The sequence below is a fragment of the Cohnella phaseoli genome, from assembly GCF_003386235.1.
GTDB classification, from domain to species: domain Bacteria; phylum Bacillota; class Bacilli; order Paenibacillales; family Paenibacillaceae; genus Cohnella; species Cohnella phaseoli.
The window spans coordinates 98,967-111,217 of the sequence record NZ_QRDZ01000034.1 but is presented as its reverse complement, the minus strand read 5'-3'; the positions used below and the strand labels follow the sequence as shown (position 1 = coordinate 111,217).

The 12,251-nt window shown below is 54.5% G+C and carries 7 protein-coding genes; all 7 read right to left on the bottom strand.

Translation table 11 applies throughout. The annotated features are described in order from the left end of the window. Positions 1-299 (bottom strand): aminopeptidase P family N-terminal domain-containing protein (locus DFP98_RS31395; protein ID WP_181918057.1); only part of this gene is annotated, 299 nt, incomplete at its 3' end. A gap of 40 nt (positions 300-339) precedes the next feature. Beyond that, complete coding sequence (locus DFP98_RS31390; RefSeq protein WP_116064593.1) at positions 340-1,248, bottom strand: polysaccharide deacetylase family protein; 909 nt, start codon at positions 1,246-1,248, stop codon at positions 340-342. 19 nt (positions 1,249-1,267) lie between these two features. Next, positions 1,268-1,651 carry a sensory rhodopsin transducer gene (locus DFP98_RS31385; RefSeq protein ID WP_116064592.1) on the bottom strand — a complete coding sequence of 128 codons (384 nt, stop codon included), beginning with the start codon at positions 1,649-1,651 and terminating at the stop codon, positions 1,268-1,270. A gap of 14 nt (positions 1,652-1,665) precedes the next feature. After that, positions 1,666-2,730, bottom strand: coding sequence for a LacI family DNA-binding transcriptional regulator (locus DFP98_RS31380; RefSeq protein ID WP_116064591.1), 1,065 nt, complete (start codon positions 2,728-2,730; stop codon positions 1,666-1,668). A gap of 33 nt (positions 2,731-2,763) precedes the next feature. After that, positions 2,764-4,908 carry a hypothetical protein gene (locus DFP98_RS31375; protein WP_116064590.1) on the bottom strand — a complete coding sequence of 715 codons (2,145 nt, stop codon included), beginning with the start codon at positions 4,906-4,908 and terminating at the stop codon, positions 2,764-2,766. Positions 4,909-5,093: 185 nt separating this feature from the next. After that, the gene (locus DFP98_RS31370; protein ID WP_116064589.1) at positions 5,094-7,043 is read right to left on the bottom strand and encodes an alpha-amylase family protein; all 1,950 of its coding nucleotides are present in this window, start codon (positions 7,041-7,043) and stop codon (positions 5,094-5,096) included. A 618-nt stretch (positions 7,044-7,661) separates the two neighbouring features. Continuing rightward, on the bottom strand, positions 7,662-12,143 hold the full coding sequence (locus DFP98_RS31365; protein ID WP_181918056.1) for a DUF4838 domain-containing protein: 4,482 nt from the start codon (positions 12,141-12,143) through the stop codon (positions 7,662-7,664). Positions 12,144-12,251: the final 108 nt, after the last annotated feature.

The following is a 12,251-nucleotide window of genomic DNA, read 5'->3' as shown; positions in this document are numbered from 1 at the left end:
CTCGGGTTGGCGGATTCGCGATACTCCATCAGCGTGAACTGCTTGTCGATTTTGCCGAAGTCGCGCGCATACACCGAGCTCTCCGGTCCGACCATGAGCGCCGCATCGCCTGCAGGCGTGATCGCTACGCCCGCACGTTCGAACAGCGGCCAGAAGCCGCTGAAGTAGCGCGCGTTCGCATAGTCCGCTTCGTTGGAGTTAACGATCAGGATGTCCAGCCCTTTGTCCGCTGCGAGCTTGGCCGCTCTCTGAATTCTTTCTTTGTATTCGTGGTCCGGTATTTTTACGTGGTTTGTCATGGGTTCATATCTCCTTATTGTCGTATTCAGCGAAAGCTGCTTATTTTACTAATCTCTGTTTGCTCCACAAGCCCGCAAAGTCGTCCGCGCGATGGAACGTCGAGCCCATATCTTTTAATCTATCGATCAAGATCGAGAACTCGCTCATTGCCTTCTCGCCGCAGCCAAGCGTCAGGAACCGGTCCGGCGTCACCGTTGCTTCGCCATAGTGGTAGCTCTCCTGGATCGGAATGAACTCCCACGGATGAAAGTAGAAGCAGAGCACGACGGGCAGGTTGCGATCCCGCAGAAACTTCACGAATCCGTCGATGCGCTTCATCAGCTCGTCCGCGCTCTGCGTCCGGAACAGCGGCCACTGGTCGCGGTCCCGCTCCAACCCCGGATCTTTGCTCTGCATAACCATGTCGGCGAAGTTCGGAATCTCGACGATGTTCATGTCGCCTTCCTTCGTCCAGTCGCTTCTGCTTGGGTGGTAAGGCACGAAACGCTCTCGGTAAAAATACATCGGATAGGACGCGTCTGACACGTAGTTCAGCCTCTCCAGCGAGTTCAGCAGCGCCGTCGAACCCCATAAACGAGGCGCGCGGAACGAAACCGGCTGATGCCCCAGCACTTGCTGTACCCATTCCGTCGCTTTCTCGATGCGCAGCGGCACCTCCTCCGGCAGCAACGGCACGACGCCCGGGATCGGGAACAGCTCGTCGCCGACCGTCTCGTGAAACAGCGAGTGGCAGCCGACCTCGTTGCCGCTTAGCTTGACCAACTCGACGCTCTCCGGATTTCGACGCGCCGCATCCCCCGTATAATAGAAGGTTCCTTTAATGCCTTTCTTGTCGAACAGCTCGACGAGCGGGCCGGTCGCATTCTTTACGCCGTCGTAATACGGCGTAAAGCTGCCGACGTCCGTCTCCATGTCGAAACCGAATATCACGTGCACGTTATCTTTCATCGTTGTCCCAGCTCCATTCTTATTCGCTAAATCCCATCGTCGTATAAAAGGCCATGTTGTCTTGCCGCGTATCGAGCCGTCCGTACTGCACGACGATCGGCGTGTCGCTCTCGACCTTCAGCGCGTACTGTTCCTCTCGCGGAACGACGTATCCGTTCATATCATCCGGGTTGTCGAGCCGCAAACAGCGTACTCTCTCCCCCTCGACCTTTACTTCGATCTCCCGAACCGGTTTGCGATCCGTAAAATACAGCGTTAACCTCACGTTTGCCTCGTCGTTCCCCAAGTTCAGCACAATGACTGATTCATGCCCCTTCAGCAGGGAATCCCCCGCCGGCGGCAGTTCGCAATCGGGAAAAATCCACTGCATGTTGCCCTGCGCTTTGCCCTGACCCTTTCCCATTTCGTCCTCTCCCTTCAAAGTTGTCTAAGACTCGATTCCCGCAAAACCACGTTCGGCTCCAGCACAATTTTCTCGAATCGTTTTACTTCCTTGTTCCGCTCTCTTCTCATGATGAGATCCGCGGCTAACGCTCCGATCTCGAACGCGGGCTGAACGACCGAAGTGATTCCCGGCCTCAACAGGCCCGTCTCGTCGCTCGCGTCGAAGCAAGCAACCGCGATGTCGCCGGGAATGGTCAGCCCTTTCTCGTAGATCGCCTGGATCGCGCCATAGAGCAGAAAGTCGCTTGCGGCGAACACCGCCGTCGGACATACTTCCCGCTCCAACCACTCCCGCATGATCCGGTAGCCGCTCTCGCGCTTGAATTCACCGACGCCGATCCATTCGTCCTCCAATGCGATGCCGGAATCCGCCAGTCCCTCCCGAAAGCCCCGCGTTCGCTCGGCAGCCGTCGATTGATGCAGCGGTCCCGTTAGCATCGCGATTTGGCGATGACCTTGGTCCGCCAGATGCTGGGCGATAGCCCGGCTCGCTTTGACATTGTCGATGGCCACCAGATTATAGCTGTCCGCCATGCTTGGCAGGTTGTCGATGAAGACGACCGGAATGCCGGCATCGAGATATGGCTGAAACAGCCTTGAATCCGCGCCGACGGTAGCGATGACCAGCCCGCCGACCTGGTTTTGCAGCAGCAGCCGAACGTAGTCCTCTTCTCTGCCGACATCCTCGTCCGTATTGCACACGAACACGCTGTATTCGTTCTCGCTGGCCACCTTCTCCACGCCCTTGATCACCTTGGAGCAGAAGCCGTTGGAGATGTCCGCCAGCACGACGCCAAGCGTGCGGGCGCTGCGGCGCTTCAGGCTGCGAGCGATCTCGTTCGGACGGTATCCCGTCCGCTCGATGGCCGCCAGTATCCGCTTTCGGGTCTCGGCGCTTACCCGGCCGGTACCGTTCACCGTCCGGGACACCGTGGATACCGACACGTTTAATTGCTTGGCGAGATCCTTCAGTTGAACGGCTCCCCGTTCCTGCCGCCCCATCGCAGGGACAACGTTTGCTCTCGGCTCTCGCTGCATGCCGCCCCCTCCCCTTCCTCCGCCAACGTTCGTTCAATTTACGGCATTTGTTAGCGCAAGCGATTTGCGATATTGCGCGAACTCGCTGTCCAACACGCTTCTCACTTGAGCGATCTTCCACCGCAAATGATCGGCGTCCGTCATATATTCCATGCTCGGCTCCCAGCCAAGCCGGGAATCGGCTTCCACGAGCGGAATTGTCGCTTCCGCGTTGGCGATTTCCCTGAAGGCCAACTCCTCCATTTGCTCCAGCAAAGTCGTCGCTTTGTCGGTATCCCCTTCGCTCAGCAGTTGCTTTTTCAGCTTCCACCACTCTTTGACATGAATCGTCGTCTGCAAGGACCTTGCGATAAACTGCCCAATGCCGAGCATAAACCTGCCATCGGCCCTTTTGTTCTCCGGCGTCAACGCCAGCACCCTCTCCAACAATCCGTTGCCTTCCTCCATCCGCTCCAGCATGCGGCCCAGACTGCGCAGCTCTACGTCGATGCGGGATACGCCGAGCGATTGCCGCGGATCTTCCAACGGTTCATAGTCCGTTAATACGATTTCATTCCCGAACATCGCATGCTTTGCTGCCGGCATTTGTACCGCCTTGCCAAACATGGGCTTGCGAAACACAAGCGGATAAGACGGCCCGACGCGGAACGGACCGTACTGGTCTTCGTTCGTCGGAACATAATGCCGAATCGCTTCGCTCCACGCGCTCCACGCTTCCTGCGCCAGAGGCGCCGCTTCCTCGCCGAAGTCCCGCTTGGCGATCATCGCCAACGCTTCCTCATAAGTCGGACTCGGACTCCAATAAGCCCATTTGGCCAACTCGCTCACGAACGAAGGCCACCAGCCGTAATGATGCGATTCCATCAGGCCGCTCAGTCCCCAGTCCTCGCGGGCTTTCAACAGCGCCGAATGTCTGCGATTCCATTGGCCGGGGAACGGCTCGTAAGGAATGACGCCGAAATCCCAAGTGAGCCCGCCGGTATTGCTCATGGCGTGCAGCTTAATGCCGCGTTCGCAGGCGACTTCCGCTTCGCTGCGGAAATACTCGCCCGGCCCGACGTTCGACAGCGTGTAATCGACGCATACGTGGGTCACATGCTCGTTGCGGATTTGCTCGAACATTTCGAACGTCACTTGCAGCGTAATATTTTCCGGAAGCGCGCGGATGAGCGCGAGGCGATCTTCCTTCGGCGTATACCCCCAGTTGTACGTCCAAAACACGATATCCGCATCCGGGTTATGGGCGCGAATCGTGCCCGACAGCAGACGAAGCCACTGAGGGAAGTCGCGGCACGGCCACCAGCCCGGGCTGGGCTTCGTTTGCGGCTGGTCGGCCGGCCACTCGAGACGCAGCTTGCCCGTCGTATTCGGGTCCTTGCTCGGGAATTCGCAAGATTCTCCTACCAGAATAACGCCCTTGAAACGGGGGCAAGCCCGAAACACCTTACCGTAAGTACTCTCGTAATAAGCCTGGGCATCCGGGTCGTCCGGATGAAGTCTGCTCGTTAAATAGCTGTACACATAAACGTCCAACCCATACAGCTCGGCGCGGTCAACCAGGTAGTTGAAATCCTGATAGCCTTCCGGAGTTTCGTCGACATCCTTCACGAACACCATGATCGCGTCGATGCCCGCATGGGCCATCGCGTTCAGATGAGCATCCGGATAGCGGTCCAACCCCCAGCCGGAATGCGCCATACGCGGCGAGAACAGCGGCTCTCGGGTAACGTCCATGACTTCTAATACCGGGGCTTCGCGTAAATTCATTTTGTCTTCGAGAAAATAGCTCCCCTGTGCGGCTCCTCTGTCGTCGAACCCGCATACAACGATACGGTCCGCATCTACAACAATCCGATAGCTTCTCGATTTCTCAAGCGCTCCGCCCAGCGCGGGCAGTTGTTCCTTCGTCGCTAGCACAATGACGCGATTTCCGCCAGCCTCTGCTTCCGCAACGTTCCGCGTCCGGATCAAGCGAACGGAGACGTTCATACTTGTAAACAGGTAATCCTGCAAGTCTTTGGCCGTGTTCAAGAGCAACGGCCCGGCCGCCTCATCGACGACGATGCGCCAATCTTCCGAAATTTCCGGCTCGCCTTCATCGGCACAAACAACCGGATCGCGGCGGTTCGGCTTGTGAACAACTTCGAGCCGTTTGCGAAAATCGTAATTGCGCTCCATTCTCCCCTGCTCCTTTGACGCTTGCTCCTCTAACGCAGCTTCACCTTCAAGCTACAAACATTTCCCGATCCCGTATATAGACGATATGGCGCAACATAGACGAAAGGTGGAGAAAACCGCGTTAACGTGCAATAGACAATTTATCGCCGATAGACGTTTTTCCCCAGCGCCGCTCCTCTTAACGCTTAATGCTCCACGACAACCATCGTGTATCCGACGACTTCAGGCAGCGGGATGCGAATATAACCGTCGACCATTTTGTAAGGGAGAGGTTGTTTCGTTGGCGCGACGTACACAGCCTTTGGGCTCTCGCCTCGAATGCTCACGACTCCGCCATGCAGAGTGGCATGTTCCTCGATGACGTTATATTTGTTGCGCATTTCCGGATAAGTGACCTTGACGTGAATCATTTGCATCTGATCCTTGGCCGTCACCGTTACGCGCGTTGTCGATGGAATATGCTCAACCTTGAGGATCGGATCCGGCAGCAGCTGCTCAAGACAGTGTTTCAGCATATATTTGTGCTCCGGCATCGCATATTCGCCGTATCCGGCGAAGAGCTGGAAGCAAATCTGGAACACATTCCCCGAACGCAGTACAGCCGGCCATCCCGCGTATTTTTCCGGCGGTGTATAGAAGGTGCCGTGAAAACCGTCCCATTTGCGGTTAAAATACGGCTGATAGTAGTCGGCAACCGTATGCGAGCCCGGTTTTCCGTTCATCTGAATGCCCTGGTTATAAATCGCGCACAAGCGGTCCGGGAGAAGCTGTCGGTCGCCCTCCAGCATTTTGAAGTACGAGGCATTCCACGGGTCGGGACCGTCGTAGCTCATGTTCCAGTCGTTCATGGCAAACGTCGTTTTCTCCGGATTGAGACCGGAGCTGCCGGTGCTAATGATGCCGCCGCCTTTGGCCAGGTGCGCTTCCAGCTTCTCCCGAAGCAAATTCGTGACCGGTATGACGTCAGGCAGAATAATCACTTTATACTTGGAGATATCCGCTCGCTCGTCCATAATGTCGAAAGAATATTTCAGCTCTCCGAGCATTCTCGCCGCCGCGTTCAAGATCGCCTGACCTTGCGGAAACGCCACATTGTTCGCGCCCATATCGCAGCCTTCCGGCATAATGATGGCGATGTCCGTCACTGCGCGGGCATAGTCCGTCCAAGGTTCATAGCGCTCGATATCGGCGTATACCTCCCCGACCATCCGGTATACATCCGGCTCCAAACCGTCGCGGGGATGCATATGGTCGCCAACCGATGTCGTAATGCCGTTGCTGATTGCATCCCAGCAGTCGTACTCAAGCGAGGCTTTGCTTTTTAATCCGCCGAAATCTCCCCAGCTGGCATGGAATCGACCGGTCATATACACGACTTGCTTGCCGAGGTTGCGCGCATAGGCCGCCTGGGCGGCAAAGTAATCGTAGCTCCACGCGCCCGGCAAGCATTCGATTTCGATGTGAGTGCCCAGTCCGTAGCAGTTGATGTGACCAAGTCCGTTCGGAAAGAAGAAGATGTCATCCCCGATCGCTTTCTTCACGTCCCAGAAAAAATCGATGGCCGTCTGTTTCATGAAGGCGGCAGCGTCCTGGTCCTTCAACGGATCCATGCCCCGCTCCAGCATGCTCTCGTTGCACTCGTTCCCATAGCAAGGGTTGATCAGGATGCAATCCAGAAAAATGCCGTCCACGGGATACAGATCAACGACTTCCTTGATCAAACTCAGCAAATAGTCGCGATACCCCGAGTTTAAGCACATGAGCCGGAAAAAGTTCGCCGTCCGATCTCCTTCAATGATTTGACCTTCCTTATTGACCAGACACCATTCACGATGCTTTCGGGCCATCTCGTGATCCAGGCCGACATTAAAATAAGCAACAACGCCGATGCCCAACTTGTGGCATTCTTCGACCATCTGTCCAAGCATATCGAATTTCATATGCGGGTGCGGCAAACCGATCTTCGTCGGATAGTAGGCAAAACCGATGTTGCACTTCGCAAACACATTAATAAAATCTACCTTGGCGTCTTTCAACGTCCTTGCGAATTGCTTCGCGTCAAAATTAGCGCCAAAATCAGGAATGTCGGGCAAAGTATGAAAATCCAGATGAACAGCCCGTTTTATCAATCTCATGATCGTGCCTCCAGTCCATGTTGAACACCTGTTGCCTAACAACTTTAATATTAATTAAATCTATGTCTCACAAGCAGAGTTGCTTGAGAGGATCGATGTATAAAGAAGGGGGTGTACCTCCCGGAGACCTATGATTGATCCACAACGTTTCCAATTTACTGGATAATCAACTTTTACGGCGGATTTAATTGCAACACTTGAATTTACTCAGGGAAGTTAGTCGGAAAATCGTACAACGTAGCTCGAATCAGGCTTAAACGGCGGACGTTTGTTCGAAAAATCGTACAAAGCCCCTCTGCTCAGACTCAAACGACGAACCTTTGTAGGAAAAACCGTATAAATCAACCAAGATCAGGGATTGTATGCCACTAAAGCGTCTTCGATAATTATACGAACAACTTCTGGAATCATTTGGAATTGTTGAGGGTCATGATTAGCCCGGAGACTGCCTCATACGCTCCTGAAATGACCTTGTAACGGGTTTACCTATTCCCATTTCAGGAGCGTATAGCATCGGAGGGAGGTACATCCCCCTTTTACCTTGTTCATCGATCAGCACTCAGAGCAACTTGGTTGGCTTAGAGGACAGCCCCGTTGTCGACTCATCATATCTACCGATCAGTCCGACAGCTTATACAAAGAGACATCGTCAATGTACAGCTTCTCTCCTAACTCGAACCCGGAATGGTTGATTTTCAGAATCAAGCTGTCAGGCACTTCACCGTTATAATCCGGTTCAACGTCGAACGTATACTCGAACTGCACCCATCTGCCCGGCAGCCATGAAACGGGCCTTTCGACCGATGCGATACTGTCGAGGTTGCCGTTTCCATTGCCGATCGTCGCTATCAATTGAATGCTGCCTGAAACGTTGGCGTTCATCGGCACGAAGTAATTCAACACGGCTTTGTATTTGCCGGGCGTAATCGACATCACTTTGAAAGGACTGCTATTAGCATTCGTCACGCTCGTCTCCAGGCTGAAACCGCCCGTGCGCTTGAATGCGCTGGTCCGCAATACCGTCGAATTCTGGTCCGTGTAGTACGAATACCATTCGGATGCCAGCCATGGCTCGGAGACCAGGCCTTCTTCGATGGACGGATTCGTGACCGAATTATTCCCCTCGACGAGATGTACGGGTCTGAAATCTTTTGCCGTCCAAGGCGCCCCGCCTCTCCAGCCCAGATATACGGATTGACCGTGGTAATTTCGGAAGAAAAATCCCATCAGCGTCTTTGTCGTGCTTGGATTAACCCCGATGCTGCTGAACGGAATCACCTGAATGACGTTCCAACGATCGGTTCCGATCTGCTCGCTTGCTTGCCAATTAGTGTCTACGCCTGGCACCGGGCCGGCCGAACTTGAGTTGTAAATGAATTTGACGGCCTTGGGATTGGTGAAGTATCCGGTATACCCTCCGGTCACGTCGCCTGTCACATACGTTTCAACCGAGTCGTCCGCTACTCGCCACCATCCGCCGGGCGCATCGTCGTTCATGATGATACCGGACATATTCGGATCAAAGTTCTCATAGCCGACATACAAATTGTCGTTATCCCACAACAGATACATCCTCGTCTCTGCCGGCGGGGCTTCCGTGGATGTCATATTTAGAAACTCGGTAACCGGTACGGCATCCGTCCAAGGCCCCTGGCTGAAATCAAGCGAGGACAGAATCGTCGCCTTGCTTGCCGTCGTCTTGACCGCGGTCGCCGAATACTCATGAATGCTGTCGAAATACGCTTGCACGCGCTGGAACTCCGCAAGGAATTCACTGTCAGGATCCGTAATCGTGTTCGCATAGCTTTGGAGCGCGGCAATCCATTCTGTCTGTATCCCATCCCACTTGCCGCTATATTGGGCATATGTCGTCAGATTAAGAATTGGATCTCCTTTGAACTGCTCCGTAAGCACCTGACGTTTCATCGCCATATCGAAGCTTTGTTTCACATCTGCCAGCATCGCCAAAGCATCCTGTTCGTTCGTTGGCGCATCGACATCCCCGCGCGGATAACTGAGTGCCGATGCTTCGAACAGCTCGAAGGCGCGCAGGAGCTTCTCGGCGCGAATTTTTTGCTTGCTTGTCGCTGCGTTGGCAACCGTCAGCTCCAGCAGGCTGCGACTCTCCGTCAAGTCGGCCTTCGTTACCGCGGATAAATAGCGGTGGTCCTGCAAAGGAAGGAAGTTTGCCCTGTCGGCCTTGTTCTTCCAATCAAGATACCAGTCGGTATTCAATACGCGTACGGTCCAGAAGTTCTCCCAGAGATCAAAGTACTGCTCCAAATAGGATGCCGCATCCTCGCCGACCGTTCGCTCATACCATTCGTCAAGCAGAAGGCCGACATCTTGATCGGGATCCCATTGAAGCTTGGCCGACAGCCACGGCTTCGGTCCTTCGCCGAAATTCGGATAGAGCTCCGCCACATGCGCGACTACATTGTGTTCCTTGGCATACTCGTAGTTGTCTGCCATTTGATTCATATACACGCGCGGCAGATTGTACGGCGTTCCGAACAAATATTCATAAAATCCTAAATTGTCCGCTTTCAATTGCCATTGCTCGGTAATATCGTTGCCGATTGCCGCCATATCCGGGTCGATCCAGGTCAAGCGATCATCCGTAATATAAGGAATGACGTGGGAATTGAGCATTACTGTCGAAGGCGGATCGTATACGTTCCAATAGGCCAGCAATCCGAATTTTTTATCAGGATAATCTTCCAGCACGCCTTCCACGACTTGGTTAACCCAGGCATAGTACACATCGGACATGTCTACGACGCCAATAGAGTTAATCTTGCCATTCGCAAGCGCCACGTCGGCCGCACAATAGTTATCGCTGTCATTGATCCCTAGCGAGAAAGACTTTTCGTTCGGGAAGTTATGGAAGTAGTCCTTGATCCGCCAAATGGCCGCAGCGGCAGTGTCATCGTTAAGGCATGGCTGCCATGCGTACGGATGCGAAGGCACGACGCCTCCCGGATAGTACTCGGGATGGGTTGCAAACACTTGCGGGTCGAACAGCACATTCAAATAATGATGGAACTTGATTGCGTCGTGCATGCGATTACGCTCGGCCCAATCCGCGGTCGTCTGTAAGGTGTACCAGGCTTCCGTGCCGAAGAAATGGCGGGATATTGCAGCGGGTTCATCAATGACCGACGTAAACGCAACAACCACATCGTCCTGCTGCGGCACGTCTTCTCCATCGGGTCCAGGCATTAGCCAACGCACGCCGACATAACGTTCAAGGAACTCATAAACGCCGAACTTCGTTCCCGATCCTGTCGGCCCGCTAATCGAAAGGTCATTCCCGTAAGGCATAATGACAAATCCGTCATCGTTCAGGTTTTGCGTTTTGACGGCGACGGCGGCTTCCGCCCCGGGTACGCTCTTGCCGATATAAATGCGGACGTCATCGTCGTACGTATTTCCCGACGCGGTCAGCTGTGCCGTAGTCAGAATCGGCAAAACCGCGCCCGTAGATTTCTGAACGTACTCGGCTAACGTATTTGCGGATGGGCTTAAGCTTGCATCGTCAACGACGATTACCGCCTGCGCCTGTCCGGTGACCACAACGCTCAAATCCGCTCCGGGTTCGATCGTTACATCAATGACGGAAGTCGCGCCGCTTGTCACATTAAATGGACTCGAAATGCCGTCGGAATAATGATCCTTCGATACGATGATCTTGTAGGTACCTATTGGCACATTGCTAAAGGCGAAAGCTCCGCTTGGTTCCGATGCGGCGGTCTTCGTTACAGGTCCGACCAGCGTGACTTCGGCGCCTTCGATACCGATAGGGTCGGGACCGAACACATGCCCGCTTACTGTGCCGTATTCCTGTGTCGGCTCCGGTGAGGTTGTCGGCCCGGGCGTACCAGGCGTACCGGACGAACCCGTCATCCCCGTCGTCGATCCGACAATGGCGCCTGTGCCTTCCTTCTTCAATGGCTGTCTTGCGAATGTCGATGATTTGGCGCCTTCATGAAGAATTGCTAGTTTTATTGTTCCTTGACCGAGCGCTTGTGTAACGGCCTCCAAAATTAGCGATTCGATTACGGCGTCATCAGCCAAGCTTAGGGTGGCCGGCGTTAATATCGTCAGCGAGGCGACAGTCGTCGACCCTTCCAGCAGTACGCGAACGTTGCCGCTCCTTTTGTCGACGATAACGGTCGCAAGCGTCGAATTCAGGAAATGGATGCTATTCGAGCCGCCGCCGTTCACTGTCGTCTTGCCGATCACCGTAACATTGTTCAAGGTCACATCGCCCTCGCCGATTCCTGCGGCGAGCAGCAAATTCCCTTCGATTTTCATATTGCGCAGCGTGACTCCTGGAACGTTGACGATAACGTCTTTTTTGACCGTTTGCACACTGCCCTCGGGGCCATAGACGCCGGCTTTGTCGTAGGTCATCCGCTGTCCGCCAAGCGACACGATGCTGCGATCCAGCACAACGACCGCTTCGGCGCGCGTCATGGACGCTTCCGGCCGGAAGCTTCGTTTGCCGTCCCCGATCATAATCCGCCCGGCAGCAACGGCTCCGACGGCAGCTTTGGCCCATTTCGCGATTCGCTCGGCATCGCTGAAGGTATTCGCGGTATCGCTGTCATCGCCCAGCTTTAGCAAACGGCTCAGCATGACCGCGGCTTCTTGCCGGCTGATCTGCCGGTTCGCTCCGATCGTGCCATCGGCATTGCCTTGGACGTATCCGGCTTTGACCGCTATGGCAACCTCCTTATAGGCCCAATCGGACGAACGCAAATCCGTGAAGCTGATCGGCGCCTCCTCCGTGAAACCTAAAGCCCGGTTCGTCAGCGCGATCAACTCGCCTCTTGTAATCGGCTGATTCGGCTTCAGGCTCCCGTCGGAGTAGCCTTTAATCAGCTCAATGCCTTGCCATTCGAGCAGCTGTTTTTTCGCCCAATGACCGCTTATATCCGAAATTGCAGCCTGTAACGAAGGAGATGCAGCATCATTGCCCGGAGTAGCGTCCCCCTCGCCGGCAGCAGCTCCGAACGCATTGCCATAGCCCAATCCGATTAAACTTGCGATCAAGAGAACTATCGTACATGCCCGACCGAATGATTTTATTGTCATCATCCATGCCTCCTCTTCAGGATCACTGAATCATGTAACCGGTTTAATGCGCATTCGAAAGAAGGGATAAGACGCTAATCCTTCTTATCCCCTACTCCGAGCTTCCCT

Coding starts and splice junctions, on each gene's coding strand:
- DFP98_RS31370 (WP_116064589.1), bottom strand. CDS start 7,043: ATGAGATTGATAAAACGGGCTGTTCATCTGGATTTTCATACTTTGCCC.
- DFP98_RS31375 (WP_116064590.1), bottom strand. CDS start 4,908: ATGGAGCGCAATTACGATTTTCGCAAACGGCTCGAAGTTGTTCACAAG.
- DFP98_RS31365 (WP_181918056.1), bottom strand. CDS start 12,143: ATGACAATAAAATCATTCGGTCGGGCATGTACGATAGTTCTCTTGATC.
- DFP98_RS31390 (WP_116064593.1), bottom strand. CDS start 1,248: ATGAAAGATAACGTGCACGTGATATTCGGTTTCGACATGGAGACGGAC.
- DFP98_RS31385 (WP_116064592.1), bottom strand. CDS start 1,651: ATGGGAAAGGGTCAGGGCAAAGCGCAGGGCAACATGCAGTGGATTTTT.
- DFP98_RS31380 (WP_116064591.1), bottom strand. CDS start 2,730: ATGCAGCGAGAGCCGAGAGCAAACGTTGTCCCTGCGATGGGGCGGCAG.